This window comes from Acinetobacter sp. YH16056_T (genome assembly GCF_024605895.1).
GTDB classification, from domain to species: domain Bacteria; phylum Pseudomonadota; class Gammaproteobacteria; order Pseudomonadales; family Moraxellaceae; genus Acinetobacter; species Acinetobacter amyesii.
This window is the reverse complement of record NZ_CP094545.1, coordinates 2,156,657-2,177,801: the sequence shown is the minus strand read 5'-3', so window position 1 is coordinate 2,177,801 and position 21,145 is coordinate 2,156,657. Positions and strand designations below refer to the sequence as shown.

The 21,145-nt window shown below is 37.8% G+C and carries 21 protein-coding genes and 1 pseudogene; 16 read left to right on the top strand and 6 right to left on the bottom strand.

The features are described from left to right. Positions 1 to 2: 2 nt before the first annotated feature. From MST17_RS10815 to MST17_RS10785, 7 genes and pseudogenes are all read left to right on the top strand, one after another. A complete protein-coding gene (locus tag MST17_RS10815; protein ID WP_180009470.1) occupies positions 3 to 983 on the top strand; it encodes a PoNe immunity protein domain-containing protein in 981 nt (326 codons plus the stop codon). Between the two features lie 38 nt (positions 984 to 1,021). Next, positions 1,022 to 2,002: a PoNe immunity protein domain-containing protein gene (locus tag MST17_RS10810; protein ID WP_180010880.1), complete on the top strand. Its 981-nt coding sequence runs from the start codon at positions 1,022 to 1,024 to the stop codon at positions 2,000 to 2,002. A 184-nt stretch (positions 2,003 to 2,186) separates the two neighbouring features. Next, positions 2,187 to 3,352, top strand: a protein-coding gene (locus tag MST17_RS10805) for an IS3-like element ISAba22 family transposase (RefSeq protein ID WP_180027447.1) whose coding sequence is annotated in 2 segments (ribosomal slippage) — positions 2,187 to 2,445 and positions 2,445 to 3,352 — 1,167 coding nt in all. Because the reading frame shifts where the segments join, the coding sequence is not laid out codon by codon here. Between the two features lie 99 nt (positions 3,353 to 3,451). Next, entirely contained in the window at positions 3,452 to 3,889 is a 438-nt protein-coding gene (locus tag MST17_RS10800; protein WP_257224052.1) for a DUF1911 domain-containing protein, read from the top strand. A 228-nt stretch (positions 3,890 to 4,117) separates the two neighbouring features. Then, complete coding sequence (locus tag MST17_RS10795) at positions 4,118 to 4,879, top strand: hypothetical protein (RefSeq protein WP_257223244.1); 762 nt, start codon at positions 4,118 to 4,120, stop codon at positions 4,877 to 4,879. Positions 4,880 to 4,957: 78 nt separating this feature from the next. After that, positions 4,958 to 5,089 (top strand): annotated as a pseudogene (locus tag MST17_RS10790) (hypothetical protein); the annotation flags it as partial. Between the two features lie 178 nt (positions 5,090 to 5,267). Then, positions 5,268 to 5,708 (top strand): hypothetical protein, encoded by a 441-nt coding sequence (locus tag MST17_RS10785; RefSeq protein ID WP_180027310.1) that lies wholly within the window; start codon positions 5,268 to 5,270, stop codon positions 5,706 to 5,708. 73 nt (positions 5,709 to 5,781) lie between these two features. Here MST17_RS10785 and MST17_RS10780 read toward each other — a convergent pair whose 3' ends face one another. Next, positions 5,782 to 6,561 (bottom strand): ferredoxin--NADP reductase, encoded by a 780-nt coding sequence (locus tag MST17_RS10780; RefSeq protein ID WP_078189109.1) that lies wholly within the window; start codon positions 6,559 to 6,561, stop codon positions 5,782 to 5,784. Between the two features lie 106 nt (positions 6,562 to 6,667). Here MST17_RS10780 and tsaA point away from each other — a divergent pair, with 106 nt between their 5' ends. Further along, positions 6,668 to 7,381 (top strand): tRNA (N6-threonylcarbamoyladenosine(37)-N6)-methyltransferase TrmO, encoded by a 714-nt coding sequence (tsaA, locus tag MST17_RS10775; RefSeq protein WP_180005251.1) that lies wholly within the window; start codon positions 6,668 to 6,670, stop codon positions 7,379 to 7,381. Positions 7,382 to 7,420: 39 nt separating this feature from the next. Here tsaA and MST17_RS10770 read toward each other — a convergent pair whose 3' ends face one another. Beyond that, complete coding sequence (locus tag MST17_RS10770) at positions 7,421 to 8,434, bottom strand: hypothetical protein (protein ID WP_168379329.1); 1,014 nt, start codon at positions 8,432 to 8,434, stop codon at positions 7,421 to 7,423. Between the two features lie 210 nt (positions 8,435 to 8,644). Between MST17_RS10770 and MST17_RS10765 the strand changes: the two genes are divergently transcribed. The 4 genes from MST17_RS10765 to MST17_RS10750 all read left to right on the top strand — a co-directional run bounded on the left by MST17_RS10765 (position 8,645) and on the right by MST17_RS10750 (position 12,993). After that, positions 8,645 to 10,402 (top strand): GspE/PulE family protein, encoded by a 1,758-nt coding sequence (locus MST17_RS10765; RefSeq protein WP_180027311.1) that lies wholly within the window; start codon positions 8,645 to 8,647, stop codon positions 10,400 to 10,402. A gap of 104 nt (positions 10,403 to 10,506) precedes the next feature. Continuing rightward, positions 10,507 to 10,869, top strand: a complete 363-nt coding sequence (locus MST17_RS10760; protein WP_180009492.1) for a NirD/YgiW/YdeI family stress tolerance protein — start codon at positions 10,507 to 10,509, stop codon at positions 10,867 to 10,869. Between the two features lie 131 nt (positions 10,870 to 11,000). Then, positions 11,001 to 11,669 (top strand): response regulator transcription factor, encoded by a 669-nt coding sequence (locus tag MST17_RS10755; protein WP_180009491.1) that lies wholly within the window; start codon positions 11,001 to 11,003, stop codon positions 11,667 to 11,669. Between the two features lie 4 nt (positions 11,670 to 11,673). Further along, positions 11,674 to 12,993, top strand: coding sequence for a HAMP domain-containing sensor histidine kinase (locus MST17_RS10750; RefSeq protein ID WP_180009490.1), 1,320 nt, complete (start codon positions 11,674 to 11,676; stop codon positions 12,991 to 12,993). Between the two features lie 197 nt (positions 12,994 to 13,190). Here the strand turns inward: MST17_RS10750 and hemP are convergent, their stop codons facing one another. Continuing rightward, the gene (hemP, locus tag MST17_RS10745; protein ID WP_078189103.1) at positions 13,191 to 13,361 is read right to left on the bottom strand and encodes a hemin uptake protein HemP; all 171 of its coding nucleotides are present in this window, start codon (positions 13,359 to 13,361) and stop codon (positions 13,191 to 13,193) included. A 147-nt stretch (positions 13,362 to 13,508) separates the two neighbouring features. Here hemP and MST17_RS10740 point away from each other — a divergent pair, with 147 nt between their 5' ends. Next, positions 13,509 to 14,408, top strand: a complete 900-nt coding sequence (locus MST17_RS10740; protein WP_180009489.1) for an NUDIX domain-containing protein — start codon at positions 13,509 to 13,511, stop codon at positions 14,406 to 14,408. A 141-nt stretch (positions 14,409 to 14,549) separates the two neighbouring features. On the opposite strand, the gene MST17_RS10735 is transcribed toward MST17_RS10740, so the two are convergent. Together MST17_RS10735 and mrcB are read right to left on the bottom strand one after the other, a co-directional pair. Beyond that, on the bottom strand, positions 14,550 to 15,032 hold the full coding sequence (locus MST17_RS10735; RefSeq protein WP_180027316.1) for a tetratricopeptide repeat protein: 483 nt from the start codon (positions 15,030 to 15,032) through the stop codon (positions 14,550 to 14,552). 76 nt (positions 15,033 to 15,108) lie between these two features. Continuing rightward, positions 15,109 to 17,502: a penicillin-binding protein 1B gene (gene mrcB / locus MST17_RS10730; RefSeq protein ID WP_180027312.1), complete on the bottom strand. Its 2,394-nt coding sequence runs from the start codon at positions 17,500 to 17,502 to the stop codon at positions 15,109 to 15,111. A gap of 152 nt (positions 17,503 to 17,654) precedes the next feature. Between mrcB and MST17_RS10725 the strand changes: the two genes are divergently transcribed. The 3 genes from MST17_RS10725 (at position 17,655) to MST17_RS10715 (ending at position 19,360) form a co-directional block, all read left to right on the top strand. Next, positions 17,655 to 18,593 carry an NAD(+) kinase gene (locus tag MST17_RS10725; RefSeq protein ID WP_180027313.1) on the top strand — a complete coding sequence of 313 codons (939 nt, stop codon included), beginning with the start codon at positions 17,655 to 17,657 and terminating at the stop codon, positions 18,591 to 18,593. A gap of 2 nt (positions 18,594 to 18,595) precedes the next feature. After that, positions 18,596 to 18,862, top strand: a complete 267-nt coding sequence (locus tag MST17_RS10720) for a YeaC family protein (RefSeq protein WP_078189099.1) — start codon at positions 18,596 to 18,598, stop codon at positions 18,860 to 18,862. An 81-nt stretch (positions 18,863 to 18,943) separates the two neighbouring features. Beyond that, on the top strand, positions 18,944 to 19,360 hold the full coding sequence (locus MST17_RS10715) for a hypothetical protein (RefSeq protein WP_180005248.1): 417 nt from the start codon (positions 18,944 to 18,946) through the stop codon (positions 19,358 to 19,360). Between the two features lie 420 nt (positions 19,361 to 19,780). On the opposite strand, the gene MST17_RS10710 is transcribed toward MST17_RS10715, so the two are convergent. Beyond that, complete coding sequence (locus MST17_RS10710) at positions 19,781 to 20,776, bottom strand: glycosyl transferase family protein (RefSeq protein ID WP_180027314.1); 996 nt, start codon at positions 20,774 to 20,776, stop codon at positions 19,781 to 19,783. Positions 20,777 to 21,145 lie beyond the last annotated feature (369 nt).

The following is a 21,145-nucleotide window of genomic DNA, read 5'->3' as shown; positions in this document are numbered from 1 at the left end:
TTATGATGGAATTTAAGTTTAATCGTAGACAACAATTTTTAGATGAAAGTTACTATCAATCTACAAGGAGTGAGCTTGTCAGCGCCATAGAAAGTTTTTTAAGTGAATCAAATGATGATGATGATATCGAAGCAGGATGGATAGACTCTTATTCGATAGCGTCTAGATATCAGTTTGATTTGCTTATTTTGGACTATACTGCTGGTAAACCGATTGAGTATTTACGCTTAGAATTTGATAAAGTAATTGAATTATTCAAGGAACTCTCTTTAAAACAAAGAGCCTATTATAAAAATAATAATTTTAGTGTTTTTGACATCGAAATTTTAGATGACTATTGTGTATATATATGGATTATCAGCCTTTGTTATTTATTAAAAAGAACTGATTTACTACCGTTGGTAGCTAACCTTGTTGATGGAGAGGATCAAGAAAATGGAGGGAAAGATTGGATTGTAGAGGAATTTTTGGCTTTTAATGACGATAACCGTTTTGATTGTTCAGATGTCCTTTTTTCAAATCCTTATTTTGAGTTATCCAATGCATTTGTGACCCAAGATAATAAAGTTTCATTCAAGCATTTAAACAAATTTTTAAAAAAATGGTATAAAGATTTATCTGGAGCTCCATGGCATGATACCCATAAATCAGAGGGTGGATATTATGGATATTGGGCTTTTGAAGCAGCTTGTGCTGTTATTCTATTAGAAATAGAAAATGATAAAGAATTTCATGAATACCTCTATTATCCTAAAGACTTAATAGAGTTCTATCGTACATTTAAACCTAGTAGTGCTGAAATTGACCTCCTAACTAAATATCAAAAAGTATCAATTCAAGCAGGTAAAAAATGTCCTCAATCAGGTTATTGGTTCAGTGTAGCCAAGGAAAACACTCGTAAATACTTTAAACAAGGGGAAATATTCCCTGATTTTGAAAGTGATTGGGGGGATGTATATTGGCAGTTTGACGGTGAAGAATAAGTGAAAATATGCCCTTCGGGGCAGTTTTTGGGCATAAAATGGATTTAGTTAATATAAAAAGACAACAATTTCTTACACCTCAAATGTATGAAACATTAAAGGCGGAAACTCTGAACACTATTGAAACTTTTAAAGTAAATCCTACAGGTGTTGGTGATTCAATAGAAGAAAGATGGGTATACTCTTATGCTATCGTAGCAGAGGACTATTTAAATCTGCTTATATTGGAATATACAGCTGGCAATAGTTTACCTTTTATTAGAAGCCAAATTGAAATAGTTATTGACTATTATGAGCAATATGGAAGTAAATTAAGAAGTTATCATAAAAATATAAACTTACCAGTTTTTGAATTATTTACTATTGATGGCTATTGTCCATGTATTTGGTTAATCAGTTTGTGTTATTTACTCCACCGAAAGGATTTGCTACCTAGAGTTGCGAAATTAATTGACGGAGAAATGAGAGAAAATGTTGCTCAAGATTGGCTAATTGAAGAGTATTTATCTTTTTCAGATGAAAATAGATATGATTGTTCAACAGTATTAGTACCAAAACCTTACTTATTATTATGTGAAGCCTTTTCAAATCAAGATAATGAAATTTCTTTAGCTTTTGTCCGTAAGTTTTTAAAGAATTGGTACAAAGATTTATCAGGTGCGCCTTGGCATGATACTCATAAATCAGAAGGTGGCTATTATGGATACTGGGCTTTTGAAGCAGCGTGCGCTGTTATTCTGTTAGAGATAGAGAATGATACTGTCTTACATGAATACTTATATTACCCTAAAGATTTGGTTGAATTTTATCACAAATTCAAGCTCAAAACTTCAGTAATAAATTTTCTTGAAAATCATAATAAATTTTCAATTAAAGCTGGGGAAAAATGTCCTCAACAGGGTTATTGGTTTACAGTTGCTAAAGTGAACTCACGTCAATACTTTAACTTGGGAGATGTTTTTCCTGATTTTGAAAGTGATTGGGGCGATGTGTATTGGCAGTTTGATGGTGAAGAGTAATTTATGCCTTCGGGACTTGATAATATTGGATCTCTAAAAAAAGAAGTATTAATTAAAAGAATATTTTATGAGCACAGCACAAGTTTATTTAAATGATGAGGAAATAGAAGAATTAGTTTGATGTGTGCTGAAAAAACAGGAGGTTTTAACTTGGTAAACTAAACACACTCATCAGGAGTTTACCATGAGCAAGAAACACAAGACTTACACCACAGAATTTAAAGCTGAAGCCATCAAATTAATTGAAGCCAATCAAGGCAATGTCTCGGAAACACCTAGACAACTTAGCATTTCAATGCAAACTCTTTCAAATTGGAATACCAAAGCAAAGGCTGGAACTTTAGCAGGTACAAAACAGTATTCACCTGATCTAAACGCTCTACTCGAAGAAAATAAAAAACTCAAACAACAGCTCAAAATAGCTGAAATGGAACGTGAATTTTTAAAAAAGGCAGCAGCGTACTTTGCCAAAGAAAGTCAGTAAGGTACGCCTATATGAAACAAAAAAGATATTCTTTTCCAATTACCTTAATGGCTCGATTACTTCATGTTTCAGTTTCATGTTTTTATGATTGGCTCAAGAGAGGCGTGAGCAAAAGAACGATTCAACGAAATCAACAGACGATATTGGTGAAAATAGCCCATGAGGAGACAAGGCAGAGCTATGGTTATATTCGATTAACCAAATACTTACAAGCTCAGGGTATAAAAATGAGTATGTACGCTATACGTCAGATAAAAGCGCTGAACCACCTGTATTGTAAGCGACACAAGCGTTTTAAAAGGACTACGAATAGTGACCATAATCGAGCGATCTATGAAAACCTGCTGGAGCAACAATTCTCAATGACTAGACCAAATCAAGCATGGTCAAGTGATATTACGTACATATGGACTGTTGAAGGATGGCTGTATTTAGCAGCGGTAAAAGACCTTTACACGAAGCAAGTGGTTGGCTATAGCTTAAATGAGCGCATGACAACACAGCTTGTTTGTAATGCGCTAAATATGGCTATTCACAATCAAAAACCAACCAAAGAACTGATTGTGCATTCAGACAGAGGAAGTCAATATTGCAGCCATGAATATCGAAATATACTTGAGCAATATGGTTTTCAAGGTTCAATGAGCAAGCGCGGAGACTGTTACGATAATGCACCGATTGAAAGCTTTTGGGGAATACTGAAAAATGAGTTAGTGCATCATTACAACTATCAAACCAGAGAAGAAGCCAAAGCAGATATTATAAAATACATTGAGTTATTTTATAATCATCGAAGAATTCAAAAGGGTTTGGGTTTTAAGACACCAAATCAAATGGCCGAAGACTTTTATAAGTTGGCTGCCTAGAATCTCCCAAGGGAAAGTCTCCTGATAATTCAGCGTATATCAGTTGTTATTGGTGGTGAAGGTGGTTTTATTACATTAAGTACAATTAGCTTAGCAGTATTGCTAAATAAAAATAATTTATTATCTACAATTAAACAATTAATCAATGGCGAGGATGGAGGAACTTTTAGTGAAGATGAAGTGATTAATAAGTTTTTAAAACTAACGGATTCTAATCATCCAGATACTGAAAGAGATGGGATATATAGTTATAATTTTTCAATATTATGCGATGTGATTGATAATGTAATAATTAAAAATAACAAAAATCATGCGATTGAACTGTTGGATGAATATTTGGCTGATTGGTATCAAATGCATAAAAATACACTTTGGTACAATAGTCATTTAAATTTAGATAATTATTCATATGTTGGTTACTGGGCTTTTGAAGCAGCAGCTCTTGTTTATTTACTAGATTTGGATGAAAGTTCTTTACATAAACATTTGTTTTATCCTAAAGATATAGTTGCATGGGCTCGTAAAAATAATACTTAATCTGAAGTAACCCAAGAGAATCTAACTGTAATAAAAGTCAAAGCTGGCGAAAAATCCCCAAAAACGGGCTATTGGACAACCCCTGCACAAGAAGATTCACGCGTTCATGTGTTAAGAGGTGAAATGTTACCAACACTTTCTGAAACAGATTGGGGTGAAGTGTACTGGTATTTTAATGGTGAGGAATAAATAAAACATGCCCTTCGGGGCATTAATTTTAGGCTGAATATGAATTTTAAAATCGATCCTAAATTTTTATATTTATTAGAACATTTTAGTTCTAAAGAATTTTTTTATAGCATGAGAAATAACTATCAATCTTTTTTAGATCGTTTGGAATTGCTGTTTGTCGTTTATATGAGAAATCTACCCTATAATTATCTGGATTTTCCAATGCCAGAGCAAGTTGACATCAATTGGGGAGGGACGGTTTTACCGCTTTTAAGAAAAACCATGGATACTTTAGATTTTGCTTATATAAGAATAAAAGAAGGCGATCTAACATATTTAGATTGCGCATCAGAGATTCGATCGAATGACAAAGGTATGAGTGAGTTTTCAAAAAAATGGATGGATGAACTACCTCATGAAAATGTGAAAGAATGTTGGGATTTTTATACAAAGGCTAAGGCCGAGGCATTCATTATTGAAAATACCTATCCAACGTATTGGAATCAAGAAAGTATTGTTGATGAAATATTTGATATTTCAAAAATTAATATTCCTGTGTCATATCCCATTTATCGTATAAATCAAAGTATTAAAGTAAAATCGAATGAAAAAGTTGCGATAACAGATTTATATATTTCCGAATTTGTGCCGAACCGAATAGAATTTATGGCTCATAGTAATGAAGATGATAGAGGTTTTGGTAGTGTAATTCCCACTACAATAGATCCAGAAACTTATGAAACATATTATGAGAAAACAGATTGGTACTTGATTGAAAGAGTCGCAAATGAAGGGGGCAAGTTTACTGATCGAAGCTGAAATGATTTGTGTTGTCTGATGTGTGTTGATAAATGATAGCGAAATAACACATATGATTTATCCAAAAGATTTGGTTAAATTTGCCCTAAAACAGGTGAATGGTATAGTCCTGCGAATAACATGGAAAAACGCCATTTTAATCAAGGAGAAGATATGCCTGAGATTAAAGATAACCCTTGGGGTCTTACGATTTGGTATCTGACTGAATAAGTAGATGCCATTCGAGGTATGTTGGAATGGATGGGTATGTGTACTGGCAGCTTGATGGTGATAAATAGGATAAAATTTCCTTTTGGTTATTCGTTTCTAATGGATAATATTTTTAATTTTCTTTGATTATTATTTTTAATTAAATAAATTAAAACCCAATATTTTTTAAAGGATAATGATGAAAGTTTTAAAAACGAATTTAATGTTTATTATGCTTTCAGCAATGAGTTTAATAGGGTGTAATACTCATTCAACAAAAACTTATGTGTTGACGACAACATCTTATGGTTATGATGCAAGTTATATTCCTTATATTGTTGAATTAAATGGAGAGGAGCTAGGTGGAGGGCTAGGTAGTGGAACGAAAAGATCAGCAGTGATAACAGGAGCTCAATATATTAAATGGGGAGAAGGTAATAGCTCTAAAAAGCATATTGCAACCAATGTCCCCACATTGACGAATGAAAATTTAAAAGATAAAAAATATTTAGCTGTACATATATATCCAGATGACAGTGTGGAAATTAATTTATCGAATGAATTACCTGATGCTACTGAGAAAGGTTTAGAGTGGAGAGCAAAAATTATTGATGAATTGAAGGTAAAAGAAGAAAAATAGCTGTATCAGTCATTAGTGGCATATAGATAAAAAAAAAGCGCATGATGAGATGCGCTTTTTAATTTACAGCTAATTATTTTTCAACGAATGCACGTTCGATCACGTAGTCGCCTAGAACGCCCATCTTAGGAGATTCTTTCAGGCCGTGCTGGTCAAGCAGGGCAGCAACGTCGTCTAGGAATGCAGGTGAACCGCAAAGCATTGCGCGGTCAGTTTCAGGGTTGAAACGTGGAAGACCAATTTTTTCGAAAAGTTGACCAGATTCAATGGCAGTAGTTACACGGCCCTGAGTATGGAATTCTTCACGAGTTACCGTAGGGTAGTAAACCAATTTTTCTTTCGCGCCTAATTCACCAAAGAATTCGTGGTTAGGAATTTCATCTAAGATTAAATCTTGATAAGCCAATTCCGAAATGAAACGTGTACCATGTACAACGATGATTTTTTCAAAACGTTCGTAAGTTTCAGGGTCACGAATTACAGAAAGGAACGGTGCAAGACCTGTACCTGAAGAAAGTAGGTATAAGTTTTTACCAGGGTTTAAGTCATCTAGAACCAACGTACCTGTAGGTTTTTTAGATACTAAAATTTCATCGCCAACTTTTACTTTTTGTAAAATAGACGTTAAAGGACCATCTGGAACTTTAATAGAGAAAAACTCTAATTCTTCTTCATAGTTTGCGCTTGCAATAGAATAAGCGCGCATTAAAGGCTTACCATTTACTTCAAGGCCGATCATCACAAATTGACCGTTTTTAAAACGTAACGCAGTATCGCGAGTGGTTTTAAAAGAGAATAAAGTGTCATTCCAATGGTGGACGTGAGTAATCTTTTCGACGTTAAAAGCAGCCATTAAAGGTCTCAATAAAATTATCAAATTAGAACAGCTTACTATTCTAATCTAAAATCATTCTCGATAAACTGAATATATTTAATTGAACTTATCAGAAAAAGTGATTATGTCTGAGCTTAAAATGCCAATTATCGGGTATATGAAATCTCCCTACCGAGAAAAATTTGGTATTCCACGTCAGCCGAATTTGGTGCAAGTCGAATCTTATATTGAAATGGTGGAACCTTATAACGATTTATTGGCTTTCGAAGGGATTGATGATTTTAGTCATCTTTGGCTGATTTGGCAGTTTCATGAAAATAAAAATGCAGATTCGACAAAATTTCGTCCGCAAGTTCGTCCTCCGCGTTTAGGTGGTAATCAAAAAATCGGGGTATTTGCGACACGAAGTATGTACCGACCGTCACCTATGGGCTTGTCGGTTGTGCAGCTCAAAGGGGTGAAAAAAGTTGGAAAATCGGTACGTGTCTATGTTGTCGGTAGTGATTTGTTGGATGGAACACCAATTTTAGATATCAAACCCTATATTCAATATTCAGATGCAGTTATGGATGCGCAAAGCGGTTATGCGCAGGATGAGCCAGAAAGAAAATCTGTGATTTGGTCAGAGCACGCTGAGCAACAAAAACAGGTATTTTTGAATAATGGCAATTTAACCGAACAATTAACAGCAGAACTGGAACAAGTATTGAGTTTAGATCCACGTCCTGCTTATCAGCATGATGTTGAACGTATATATGGCATGTTGTTTGGCGGTTGTAATGTGCGTTTTTGCGTAGACACTAATAAAATAGTCGTACACGAAATTCTAAGTAGTTAAAAAGATCAGGTTTTAAACCTGATCTTTTTTGAAATCGAATTACTTTAATTTAGAGTATTTATCAATTTCAGTACTAGCGATATTGTTAAATAGCGAGCATTCATTTTTGATTGCTTCTACATAGTTAGTTTCAACTTTTGCTTCCAGGCTATCCTTTCCATAATTTTGAATCGCCTCATCTAAGTCAGCTTGATAGTCTTTAATATCATTAGCCAATGTGTAAGTGGTCCCTGATTTATAGTATGAGCCATAACGATAATTTTGATTAAACTGCACATAAGCATCAAAATCATAATTTACAGGTTGATTTTTCGAAATATAAACTGGATAAGAAGCTATGTTTTGGATGGTATAACCGTCATCTAAATATTCAGTAGGATCAAAACCATTAATGTTGTCACCAAGGAGTTCAACATAATTTTTTGAACTTGATGATGTTTTCAGTCTTAAGCAAGTTGAACCTTGAGGAAAAGTTTTTCCTTTTAATTTTGAATAATAGAAACTAGGGAATGTGCCCAACTTCGTTGCTAACGTAGTATCTGCACCTGAAAGATAATTAAATGTGTCTACGTAATAGCCAATTTCTTTACCTGTTAAATTTACCACTTCGAAATTTTGAGTCAGTTTCAGACCATTGAAGTTTTGACTAGATGCTGGTGTGAAAATCCATTGGCTATCATTTTTAGAAATTAAATTGGCAAATTTATAACCATATTCGGTTTTGTTCAGCACTGGTGTATAAAGGCCTTCGTCTGTTAAATAATCAGAAATTATCCATTTCAAGTCATAATTTTCATTGTTATTGCTTAAATAATCAACATTGAAATAAATAGTATTATTTTGAATATTGAAATGTGTTTTTTCGAATAAATTGTCGCTTCCATCCCAATATGATGATGAGTAGATTGACCATTTATTATTTTCGGAACTAGTTTCAGCTCCATTTCCTGATCCAGTTTCAGATGAAGTAGAACTATTGTCTGAAGAGCCGCCGCCGCAAGCGCTTAGAATTAAGGAACTAAAAATGGCTAGGCTTAAAATTTTAAATTTCATGTTACCCTCTTTAATAAATTATGAATTACGTCACTATTATTTGTGACTGTTGCATATAGTATAGAAAAACATAAAAAAGGGAATGTTAAAAATTAACTAATTAAAATTAATGATTTAAGTTAAATTTTTCTTAATAATTTAAGTAAAAAATATTGCGTTTTAATCAGCTGGTTTTGTTATAGTGAACCTATGTTTGGGGAACATAGAACAATGACTTTTAATTTTGAAATTGACACTTCTTGGTGTTTAGACCAATTACAAAAAGATGGACGTATTACTGAACGGGACAAAATACTGATTCAAACCACGCACCGTCAGCGTGAGCAGTTGAAATGGCATCCTCTACAATGGATTGCCAATTTTAATTTAGTCGATCAGAGTCATCCGCAGTCTACCTTAACATTGAATAGACTTTGCCAATGGTTGGCAGAAAAGTCTGGAGTACCGTTTTATATTATCGATCCTCTAAAAGCTGATGTGCCTGCTTTGACAGCCATTATGTCTCAGGAATTTGCAGTACGAAATCGCATTTTAGCGGTTGAATTACAAAATGAGCATGTGCTGATTGCAACGGATCAACCTTATAAAAATGAATGGATTGCCAATTTAGAGAGAACGGTATTACCACGTAAGATTCAGCGTGTATTACTCAGTCCAGACCAACTACAGCGTTACTTGGTTGAATATTACCAAGTGAGTCGTGCGGTCAGTAATTCGCAAAAATCATCGAGTTATGACCGTGAAAATAAAGGCGTTGAAGCACTATTACAATTAGGTGATACACAAAATCCAGATGCCAATGATCAGCATATTGTGAAGCTTGTGGATTGGGTCTTACAGTTTGCCTTCGAACAAGGTGCAAGTGATATTCACCTCGAGCCGCGTAAAGATACAGGAAAGGTGCGTTTTCGTATCGATGGCGTATTGCATACCATCTACAACATGCCCGCAAATACCCTGACAGCCGTGGTCTCGCGAATTAAGATCTTAGGTCGGATGAATGTGGCTGAAAAACGTAAACCGCAAGATGGACGTTTAAAAACCCGTACACCCAAAGGCCAAGAAACAGAGCTACGTTTATCGACGCTGCCAACAGCCTTTGGTGAAAAGTTAGTCATGCGTATTTTTGACCCTGAAGTCTTGGTACGTAGTTTCCAACAGCTCGGTTTTGAAGGGCGTCTGTTGGATGATTGGAAAGCATTAACCAGTCATAGTCACGGTATTATTTTAGTGACCGGTCCGACGGGTTCGGGTAAAACCACCACGCTTTATTCATCGCTCAAGCAATTGGCAACTGAAGAAGTGAATGTCTGTACGATTGAAGACCCGATTGAGATGTTAGAGCCGAGCTTTAACCAAATGCAGGTGAATACAGGGATTGATTTAGGCTTTGCTGATGGTGTACGGGCTTTAATGCGTCAAGACCCTGACATTATCATGGTCGGGGAGATCCGAGATCATGATACGGCAAATATGGCAATCCAAGCTGCATTAACAGGTCATTTGGTGCTTTCAACTTTACATACCAATGATGCACCATCGAGTTTGACGCGATTACATGATCTGGGGATTCAGCCTTTTTTAACGGCAGCGACCATTTTAGGGGTTTTGGCACAACGTTTGGTTCGTCAACTCTGTCCACATTGTAAGCGTGAGACTTTTATCAATGAACAAGAGTGGAAACATTTGACCTTTGAATATGCGATACAAATGCCTGATTTTGTCTACGAGGCGGTGGGCTGTGATGAATGTCGTCAAACGGGTTATAAAGGCCGTGTGGGGATTTATGAATTTATGCCACTCAGTATTGAAACCAAACAATTGATTGGTGCCAATGCAGATCTAACCCAATTACGTACACAGGCACGTAAAGAACATGTCGAGCCATTACGAATTGCAGGTGCGCGTAAAGTACTTGCAGGGGTGACGACTTTAGAGGAAGTTCTGCGTGTCGTACCGCTCAACTAATGGTTCGATCAAATAAATAAAAACGTCTTTGCAGCTTAAGATTCGACTCATCTTGCTTTGTTTAAATAGCGCTATCGAAATAGACAAAGTAAGAGAGACCGAAGATGACAACATTCACTCAATTGGTATGTGGTTTAGCATTTGCAGGTGTGGCATCAGTGGCAGTTGCGAATACAGTAGTCAATCAGGCTGCAGTTGCACCGATGAAAACCACATCGGTGAAACATGCCTTAGGCTTAAAAGATGATAGTAAAGTTCAATTGAAAGGTTATGTTGTGAAATCGATGGGCGATGAAAAATATCAGTTCCGCGATAGCACAGGCAGCATTACAGTGGATATTGATGATGAACTTTGGCAAGGCAAAGCGATTTCAGCTAAAACACCGGTAACGCTCATTGGAGAAATCGACATTGATTACAAACCGACGAAACGCGTTGAAGTTGATGTCGATCAAGTAAAATTTTAATTTAGCCTGTTATTCATTTCAGTGCTGCTCCATAAAAAACCACGGCTTGCTGTGGTTTTTTTATGATATGAGTAGATATGAGCAAAAGTTCGATACACTGAAGTCGGAACCATAGAAATAGGGTAGGTAAGATGCGAATTTTATTGGCAGAAGATGATGCATCCCAAGCAGACAGTATAAAAACATGGCTTGAAATGGATGGCTATAGTGTCGATTGGGTTGATCGCGGCGATCACGCTATTTTGGCTTTAGAACAACATCAATATGATTGCATACTTTTAGATCGTGGCTTACCAAAAGTAACTGGTGATGAAATTTTAAAACGTATCGTACAGTTGCATCCGCTTACACCAGTTTTATTCATTACTGCTCGGGACAGTATTGCAGATCGTGTAGAAGGTTTAGATCTGGGTGCTCATGATTATTTGGTAAAACCCTTTAGCTTGGAAGAGTTGTCAGCAAGGGTACGTGCCCAATTACGCTTGCATCATCAACAGCGTGATAATTCTCTGACTTTCGGGGATTTAAGTTTAGATGTACAAGCCAAAACGCTGCGTAAAAATGCGGAATTGATTACGCTGACATCGCGTGAATATCAAATCTTGCATAAGATGATGTTAAATCCTGAGCATATTATGACGCGTAGCCAACTCGAAGAATCACTCTATGCTTGGGGGGATGAAGTTGAAAGTAATGCGATCGAAGTTTTTATTTACCAATTGCGTAAGAAGATTGGCAGTGATTACATCAAAACCTTAAGAGGTTTGGGTTATCGCATGAATCTTCCACAACAAAGTTAAGTCTATGAGTGATAAAAAAAGCATTTCCTTACAGTCGCAACTGATTAAAACCTCACTGCTCAGTGCAATTTGGGCGGGAGCAATCTCCCTGTGTCTGATGTTGGGATTTGGTCTTTATCACATCATGAGTGTACATGATGCCCTGATGGACGAAGTGGCTGACATGCTCACTGCTACTGATCTCACGCTGAAGCAAGACGAACAAATAGATGAACTCAGTGAAGAGTTTGATATGCAATATCAACTCATGCAAGGGTCGCAAGTCTTAACCACATCGGAACAACACACAGCATTTGAACATCAGCCCAATTTAAAACAAGGGTTGCATTATCAATGGAGAGAAGGCGCGCTTTGGCGTAGCTATGCACTTCAGGACGATGGATTAAGCGTACAAATCATTCAACCGATGAAAACACGGCTCAGAGAAACGCTGCAAAGCGTACTAGGCTATGCAGGGATTCTGTTGATTGTCTGGTTGATCCAATGGCTATTACTGCATATTTTGATTAAACGTCAATTGAAAGTTTTACAGCTTTTTTCAAAACAAATCGCTGAAAAAAATGTAGATGACTTACAAGCCATTGTCTTACCTGAACCTGTATTACAAGAACTAGAGCCGATCCAAACACAGCTGAATTTTTTATTAAGTCGATTAGATCAAGCCTTAGAGGCGGAACAACGCTTTACCTCCGATGCTTCACATGAATTACGCTCACCGCTGTCTGCGATTCAAATGCGACTTCAGGTATTAAAACGAAAATATCCCGACATTCAGCAGGATTTATTGAGCATACAGCACGATGTTAATCGAGGAACGCGCGTGTTGGAAAATCTACTGATTTTGGCACGGCTCGACCCGACGCAATCGGAGCAATTAGATAAAAAACAAGAAGACTTAGAACAGCTGAGTTTACAAGTCTTTGACGCTTTACAGCCTTTTATTGAAGAAAAACAGATCGAATTGAAGCTACAGACCCAGTCTGTACAGTTTGCTATGAACCCAGAGTTGATGTTTAGCTGTCTACGCAATTTAGTCGATAACGCAATTCGCTATAGTCCTGAGCAAGGACAGGTAAAGATTGATTTAACGGTAACAGCACAGCAGGCGGTTTGGACGATTGAAAATCAAGGTGCGGGACTGACAGTCGCAGAATTGCAACGCATTGGCGAGCGATTTTACCGTGTATTGGGAACGAAGACGCAAGGTTCAGGTTTAGGTATTTCAATTGCCCAAAAAATTGTACAGTTACATCAAGGCCATTTAAATGTGGATGCATCTGAACTTGGTGGCTTAAAGGTACAACTCACTTTTCCAATCCGTTAAAAACACGATTTGCTCTAAGGAATTTAGCGAAAGAGTGTTGTGAGAGGAAGATGAGTGTTGCGATTTAAATTAAGTTTGAGTAGCTATAAAACTTAATTTAACTAAGTACAAAACTTAAAAAAGCAGTAAGCGAATGGCTTACTGCTTGTGTCCACGATTATTTTTATTGCGCTGATAATTATTATTTTTATCAGAAATTATTTGGTCAAAATAAGGCGATTATTTCGTGTTAAACGTAGTCGATATTCTTCACCTGCATGCATAATGCGAATTTCACGTCCTAAAGCAAAAAGGTTGTTTGAATGTAGCATTGGCAGTGAGTGGTGTGCTTCATTGCTACGAGTAAAAAGGCTAAATGGTGCGTTCATTCCGTCGACTCCGTGGTGTATTTCTGAATGGTTTAAATGATAATCATTATCGAATAGGCCTGTCAACGGTAATTTTAGGATTTTATAAAAAAGATAAATTTGCTTACACTTAGATATCAATTGGAACAGAGTAGAGAGCAGGGAACTATGTCTAAACCGCAAATCGATGTCGCCATTGCGATTTTATTGCATCAAGACAAAGTACTGGTGGGTTGGCGTGAAGCAAAACAACATCAGGGCAATAAACATGAGTTTCCGGGCGGTAAAGTCGAGCAGGGTGAAAGTCCTGAACAGGCTTGTCGTCGTGAAATTTTTGAAGAGGTTGGAATTGGTTTACATGACTGGCATGCTTTTGATTTTATTCAACATGAATATGATGATGTCATTGTGAAATTACATTTATTTCATGCCACCGTCCCGCATGCGTTGCTGAATGAAATCCAAAAGCCATGGGCCTGGTATTCGCGTCAACAACTCATGAGTTTGAATTTTCCAAAGGCCAATCAAGCTATTTTGCAGCGTTTATATTGGCAGCAACAGATCAAAATCACCGCCGATTTACCAACACTTGAAACGCTTAAAGAGACGCTGTTGTATTATTGGCGAGTCGATGCCAGCGCAGAAAATGCAGAGGCATTAAATCAATTACCTACCGTGATTTTAAAACAACTGATAATTAATGAAGATCTATGGTCATTACTCTCTACAGAGGTGCAAGCACATATTTCGGCTTTACATCTTAAGCAGCACCAATTGCTGAAAAAAAATAAAGGTGATTTACAGCTTGGGAAGCGCTATATCGCAGCTTGTCATGATCAAGTTTCTGCGCTGCATGCGCAAAAAATTGGCTGTGAGGCTATTTTTATGAGCCCAGTTCTGGCGACACAAAGTCATCCAGAGGCGCAAGGTATGGGATGGGCGCATTTTTCTGAGATTGCACGAGGCATAGAAATCCCTGTTTTTGCTTTAGGTGGCATGCGTCCTGAATTATTGTCTATTTCACAGCAACATCATGCTTATGGGGTGGCAGGTATTCGCAGTTTTTAAATTAAAGTGTGTATTGAATTAAATTTGTATTTAAAGTCGATATTTTAGACTTAAAGTAACTATTGGAAATAAGCTTACTTTTAGTATGTTTTAAATAAAAAAGCCTGATCTCAATTAAGATCAAGCTTTTTTACGGGGTGCTTAAAGAGCTTTAATTGCTTGTTGTGCTTTTTGAATGGTGCTGCTTTTCTTTTGCATTTGACCAGCTTTTAAAACAACATTCCAAAGCTGTTGTTTCATCGGCTTGGTTTGAGCATAGCTTAATCCACGCAGTGCCAACGATTCTGCATTCGCAGGTTGATTTTTTCGATTGGCGATCATTGCCAAATATAAAAAAGTTTCCGCAGATTGTGGTGCCAAACGCTGTGCTTGAGTTGCCGCACTTTCAGCTTCATTCCATTTTCCATTGGCATAAGCAGTTTGCGTACTTTGCATCAATTTTTTGAATGCAGGTAAGTCGCGGCCATCATCAAACTTTTGAATTTGGGTTTTCTGTTCAGGAATAACGATACGTTGACGTTTAATTTCTGGATGGTCATATGGCGTAATAATGACCCCAGAAGAGTCATGGATATCTGCCTTTTTTTCAGGTGGAGCAGGCGGCTTTTGCTCAGGTTCGTTCATGGTTTGGCAACCTGCCAAAATGATCGTCAAAACGCTCAGAATACTGAACGTTTTTAAAACTTTAATGTTTTGCAGTTTAATTTGAATACTCTCCACTTGAGATGATGCGAGGTTGATCAGATGAACCCTGATCATTATCGACATCACTTTCACGAATGTAGTCACCTAAACTATCATTTTGTTCCTGAGTTGGCTGCGTCTCTTCAGTATCAACTGTGTAAGGTTCTACTTCATATTGTGTCGAACCACATGCCGTAGCCTGATTTGGAATAGAGTTACGCGACAGAGGAATATACATCGCACCTGTACAATGCTGCGCAGATAAATTACCTGAATAACGGTCTAACCAATGCCACTGTACGCTGTCTGGTTGACGTAAATTAACTGGTTTTTGACGTAACTGCTTCATGACATTGGTCCAAACAGGAAGTGCTCCTGACGAACCAGTTAAGCCTGTAACTTTGTTGTTGTCTAAACCTAACCAAACCACACTTAAGTAATTACCTGAATAACCTGCAAACCATGAGTCACGCGTATCATTGGTTGTCCCTGATTTACCTGCAAGTTTAAGTGAAGCCGGTAATGATGCATAAGCAGAACGGCCTGTCCCTGAACTCATCACTTGTTGTAAACCGTAGTTCAAGATAAAGGCTGCATCAGGTGCAATAGTCGGTTGTACCGTTAAGCTATAACGATCTAATAAACGACCATTGGCATCGACCACTGAACGAATAGCTTTCACTGGATATTTGAAGCCACCGGTTGCAAAGTTGCCATACACACTCATCACTTCCATCGGTGACATATCGATAGCACCAAGGTAAATCGAAGGGTAGCTTGGAATATTAGAAGTCACACCAAACTTTTTCAGATGGTTAATAAAAGTCGACATACCGAACTCTTGACCTAAGCGTACCGCAGAGAGGTTATAAGAGTTTGATAGGGCATCGACCATTGGTACGACACCATGTGCACCACCACTATAGTTTTTCGGTGTCCAAGCTTTGCCATCACTTTGAATGCTGATAGGACTGTCTTCGATTTGACTCGCCCAGTTATAACGGTTTGATTCTATCGCACTGAGGTAAATCACAGGTTTTAGCAATGAACCGACTTGACGTTTAGCATCCATTGTACGGTTAAAGCCAGTAAAGTCCTGCGTTGAACCGACTGCTGAAACCAATTCACCATTTTCAGGATGAGACACCAGTACCGCGCCTTGTAATTCTTTCAAGCGTGCTGGATTGGCATTACTTAAACGTGCCACAGATTCTTTAAATGCAGTTTGTACACGAGTTTGAGCAATCGGGTCCATCGCGGTGAAAATACGCAGACCTTGATTGGTCAAATCGCTTTCTTGGTATTCAGTACGCAGTTGACGACGCACGATATCCATATAGTCTGGGAAGCGAGAAGGGCCCAATGTTGGTTTTGTAATGACATTTAATGGACGTGCAGACTCAGTTTCATATTGTTCCTGAGTTAAATAGCCCATCACCACCATATTGTTCAACACAATATTACGGCGTTTAATCGCACTTTCAGGGTTTTTCCACGGATTAAATAGAGTTGGACCTTGAACCAAACCGACTAAATACGCCTGCTGAGCAATATTTAGTTCACGTAGGGGTAAACCAAAATAGAATTGTGAGGCTAAACCATAACCATTGATGGAATAGTTACCGTTTTGACCTAAGTTCACTTCGTTTAAATAAGCTTCAAGAATTTCATCTTTGTCATAGTGAAGTTCAATCAGCATGGCCATTAAGGCTTCGTTGGCCTTACGCTTAATGGTTCTCTCAGGCGATAAATAAAAATTTTTCACCAATTGCTGAGTGAGGGTCGAACCACCTTGACGTTTTCCGCCTGTGACATTACTCACAATGGCACGTGCTGTACCACGAATCGAAATACCATGATGTTGATAGAAATTGCGGTCTTCGGTAGCAATTAAAGCTTGGATTAAAGGCTTAGGCACTTTATCAAGTTTGATCAGCACACGGTCTTCATTGTGCTGAGGATAAATACCACCAATTAACATCGGCTCTAAGCGGGCAATACCACTACTTGAAGGCTTGGTTGCACTCACTTCAGTGATTTGATCTTCACCAAAGGTCACTTTAAGGACTTGTTCAGGGTCGACACTATCACCAAAGTCAAAACCACGCGTATGGATATAGGTCACATTGCCAGAAGTAACGTAACTCCCTGTTTTCGCATAGCTGTCTTGAGCGTTATAGCCCAAAAGTTTCAGTTCTTGGTTGAGGTCTGCTTGGCTTACAGGCGCATTGGTATAAATTTCTAAAGGACGAGCAAATACCTTGGCTGGAATGTCCCAACGTTGACCTTCGAATTTATCCCGTACAATATTATCTAGACGAATAAGATAAATGCTGAACACGAGAAATCCGCCGATAATCAACAGCGAAAAAATCAGTGCAATTATGCCTATGCCACGTTCAGACTTCATAAATAGTGATAATACCCTGAGAAATTTTGCTAATCATGCGAAGCTTTTCAGTATTTTGCAATATTTAAACTGTTATATGTATGCAAAATATTGGAAGCTACTTCACTAAAGTCGAAACTTTAAAGTTTTTTTAAATCATTTCTGTTAGTGATATGATACCAATGAGGCGAAGCGGAGCAAAAGCGCAGGTGCAAATTTCACATAAATCATTTCGAAACATTGGGTTGATTGGTCGTCCAGACAAATCATCAGTGATCGAAACCCTATGTTTGATCCACGATCATATTTTGAGTTTGGGATTACATCCTGTATTTGATACGCAAACAGCGCAGCTGGTTCCCTACAATAATACTCAGACGGTCAGCCGTAATTTATTGGGTGAAGTTGTCGATTTGGTGATCGTTGTCGGAGGTGATGGTTCATTGCTTCATGCCGCACGTGCCTTGGTGAAATATAATACCCCTGTGATTGGGGTGAACCGTGGTCGTTTGGGCTTCCTGACCGATATCAAACCGACAGAAGTGATTTTCAAGTTAGATCAAGTGCTCAAAGGTGAGTTTCAGCTAGACCGACGTTTCTTGTTGGAAATGGAAATTCGCTCGAAAGGCGAGTCGATTTATGATGCTGTGGCTTTAAATGATATTGTGCTGCACTCGGGTAAATCGGTACACATGATCGACTTTGAACTAAATATTGATGGGCAATATGTATACCGCCAACACAGTGATGGTTTAATTGTTTCGACACCAACCGGCTCTACAGCTTATGCATTATCTGGTGGTGGTCCGATTGTCCACCCAAGTATGGATGCGATTGCCTTAGTACCAATGCATCCACATACTTTGTCGTCACGGCCGATTGTCGTGGGCGGACAAAGTGAAATTAAAATTTTGATTCGTGAAAACCGTGTATTGCCGATGGTCAGTGCCGATGGTCAACACAGTGTATCATTGGGTATAGGCGATAGTTTACATATCCGCAAACATCCATTTAAGCTCAACTTATTACATCCACCTGGTTATGACTTCTATATGGCATGTCGTACCAAGCTAGGCTGGAACCAAGATTTTGACTCATTAAAGCAGGATTAATTATGAATATTGAACAGATGCTTGCCGTACTCGATCCTGAAATTGTTGGTCGATTAAAAACGGCAATTGAAATTGGTAAATGGCCAAATGGCGTAGCGCTGACTCAAGAACAACGTCAAATTTGTATGCAAGCGGTGTATGCATGGGAAATTAAACATTTGCCAGAAGACGAACGTAGCGGTTATATCGACCGTGGGACCAAAGAGGAAGATGAGCATTGCGACTCGCATGTGGAAGAACCTGAGTTCAAGCCCATTCGTTTCGTTTAATCGAATTCACTTCAAAAAGCCATATGGTTAGATCAATCATATGGCTTTTTAAAATCTTAAAAATAAGTAAAAAATATTTAAATGAAATCAATAAAATTAAAATACTTGATGAGTACAGTGATTGCTTTGCTGTCGGGTCAGGTTTTTGCTGAAAATAAAATTGAATGTTTAATGCAGGTTATCGTTATTTCAAGTAGCAAATTTGTTGAACCAAAAACTCAATATACACAAATCAAAAATGATAGCTCGCCAATGTTGCTGATTGGAATTAAAATTCAAAAGGCAAAAGCCGCTTTTAAATCCGCGAAAATTCAAAGTCATCAGAAATATTGTTCCAGCTTAGTAGGGCAACGTAAAGATGCCTATTTGTCTGGGCGATATGAGTCGAATAACATTCAAATTAAACTCGGCGATCAACTCGAATTGAAAAATATTCATCGCTCTGGAAAACATTATCCTTTTTGGGTGGATTTTTATTTTCCGATTAAAGCTGAATAAGTAGGGGAAATAATTAAAGTCAGAAATCAACTTAAATACTGATGTTACGCAGTAACATTAGAAGCGCAATTTGATTCAAATAAAAGAATGATACGCGGTAACGTCATCCGCAAGTGTTTGAGACAGGGCTACTTCTAATCAAAAATGTTTTTGCGATACTTTGGATAATTTGACGGTAGTGAACGAGTTTTGTGGATGACAATGGTTTTGGGTACTTTTGCCGAAACAAAAGTACTTCCAGCCGAAGGCTAATCCCTTTATTCAAACCCTAGATGCAAGACTCCGTCGAATAGACTTAAAAAATCATTTTAAAAATGCGTAACTACTTTTACGCGCGTAACATCAGTTAAATATGAAAAAATAGGAGAGTGAATTCAGAGAAATGATTCACTCTCCTAGTCTAGAGCCACAATAATTATATTAGAACCGATCTGCCCAAAGCGCTTTGGCTTTTTGCATCGCTTCATCAAAACTTGCGACGGCGCCCATGGTATACAGTGCAATTCCCATGGTTTCGATGACTGCGATTTCACCATATTCATGTACCTGTTGACCGTCCCAAACGGCTTTAAAGACGGCCAAATCGAGTTCTTCTTCGACGGGACTGCGGTTGTCCGTCAGTTTAGGCAATTCATGTTCATACATTTCACCATCCTTGATGCCGCAAATTAAGGTTTTTGCATCGGGGTTACGTTCGAATTCACCACCTTCACCCTTAATGACAGCACTATTTTGATAACCCAATTGGAATGCCGCACGTTGGTGTGATCCACGATAGGCTGGGTGGAAAATCGCTTGCATGGTGGCTTTGGCATTAAACGGATTTATTAGGCGGGCAAGGGTGTGAATTGGGGAACGCAAACCCATCACATTGCGCAGTGAAATTAGATCACTGAGTATTGGCGAAATGACGTCGAGCGGAATATAAGCAAAATGACGCTGATTGAGCTGCTGTTCCACATCTGTATCATTTTGGCAAATAGGAAAACCCAAATACTCTAATACTTGTTCTGTATAAAGGCGGTTAATGGTATGACCTGAAGCACCATGCATCACGACATTGTAGCCGTGTTTTGCCAGCGTTAATGCGGCCAATAAAAACCAAGGATAATGTTTACGTTTACCTGCATAAGATGACCAATCTAAATCGACATCAAGCTTTTTAAACTTGAGTTGATCACGGGAGGCTTGGACAAAGCCAGTGAGTTCATCGACAGATTCTTCTTTTACACGCAATAACATCAGGAAAGCGCCTAATTGAACGTCTAAAACCTCATCTTTTAAGATCATGCTGAACGCTTGGTAGGCTTCATCATAAGTGAGCGAACGTGCACCATTCTTTCCTTTACCCACAATACGGACAAATTGCGCAAAAGGATGTTCAAAATCTTTGTAAATATTTCGTTTATTGTTCATGCAAATACTGGGCTTAAAATTAGGACTTAAGGATAGTTTACTTCTATAGTTGGTATTTTTCAGCCTCATAACAGGTTTAAAAAAGGATGTCTTTAGACTATCGTCTAATAAACTCGGTCTATTATTTAACCGAAATTAACATTTGTGGCAGAACAAGCCCTTAAAAAACAGGTAAAATTTAACCTACTTTAGTATGTGTTTCATCTCCTGATCAATGCGCTGATTTTATATCAGGTCCTGATGTGATTATTTAATCACCATACATATTTCGTTTTTCTGTATTTGGCTAAGTCAAATACCTTTGGTGCTCTTTTGTCGAAGACAAAGGGGTTTTGGGCTGTTTATTTTTTGAAAATAGACAAAAACTGA

Coding starts and splice junctions, on each gene's coding strand:
- MST17_RS10815 (WP_180009470.1), top strand. CDS start 3: ATGATGGAATTTAAGTTTAATCGTAGACAACAATTTTTAGATGAAAGT.
- MST17_RS10810 (WP_180010880.1), top strand. CDS start 1,022: ATGGATTTAGTTAATATAAAAAGACAACAATTTCTTACACCTCAAATG.
- MST17_RS10795 (WP_257223244.1), top strand. CDS start 4,118: ATGAATTTTAAAATCGATCCTAAATTTTTATATTTATTAGAACATTTT.
- MST17_RS10785 (WP_180027310.1), top strand. CDS start 5,268: ATGAAAGTTTTAAAAACGAATTTAATGTTTATTATGCTTTCAGCAATG.
- MST17_RS10780 (WP_078189109.1), bottom strand. CDS start 6,561: ATGGCTGCTTTTAACGTCGAAAAGATTACTCACGTCCACCATTGGAAT.
- tsaA (WP_180005251.1), top strand. CDS start 6,668: ATGTCTGAGCTTAAAATGCCAATTATCGGGTATATGAAATCTCCCTAC.
- MST17_RS10770 (WP_168379329.1), bottom strand. CDS start 8,434: ATGAAATTTAAAATTTTAAGCCTAGCCATTTTTAGTTCCTTAATTCTA.
- MST17_RS10765 (WP_180027311.1), top strand. CDS start 8,645: ATGACTTTTAATTTTGAAATTGACACTTCTTGGTGTTTAGACCAATTA.
- MST17_RS10760 (WP_180009492.1), top strand. CDS start 10,507: ATGACAACATTCACTCAATTGGTATGTGGTTTAGCATTTGCAGGTGTG.
- MST17_RS10755 (WP_180009491.1), top strand. CDS start 11,001: ATGCGAATTTTATTGGCAGAAGATGATGCATCCCAAGCAGACAGTATA.
- MST17_RS10750 (WP_180009490.1), top strand. CDS start 11,674: ATGAGTGATAAAAAAAGCATTTCCTTACAGTCGCAACTGATTAAAACC.
- hemP (WP_078189103.1), bottom strand. CDS start 13,361: ATGAACGCACCATTTAGCCTTTTTACTCGTAGCAATGAAGCACACCAC.
- MST17_RS10740 (WP_180009489.1), top strand. CDS start 13,509: ATGTCTAAACCGCAAATCGATGTCGCCATTGCGATTTTATTGCATCAA.
- MST17_RS10735 (WP_180027316.1), bottom strand. CDS start 15,032: ATGAACGAACCTGAGCAAAAGCCGCCTGCTCCACCTGAAAAAAAGGCA.
- mrcB (WP_180027312.1), bottom strand. CDS start 17,502: ATGAAGTCTGAACGTGGCATAGGCATAATTGCACTGATTTTTTCGCTG.
- MST17_RS10725 (WP_180027313.1), top strand. CDS start 17,655: ATGATACCAATGAGGCGAAGCGGAGCAAAAGCGCAGGTGCAAATTTCA.
- MST17_RS10720 (WP_078189099.1), top strand. CDS start 18,596: ATGAATATTGAACAGATGCTTGCCGTACTCGATCCTGAAATTGTTGGT.
- MST17_RS10715 (WP_180005248.1), top strand. CDS start 18,944: ATGAAATCAATAAAATTAAAATACTTGATGAGTACAGTGATTGCTTTG.
- MST17_RS10710 (WP_180027314.1), bottom strand. CDS start 20,776: ATGAACAATAAACGAAATATTTACAAAGATTTTGAACATCCTTTTGCG.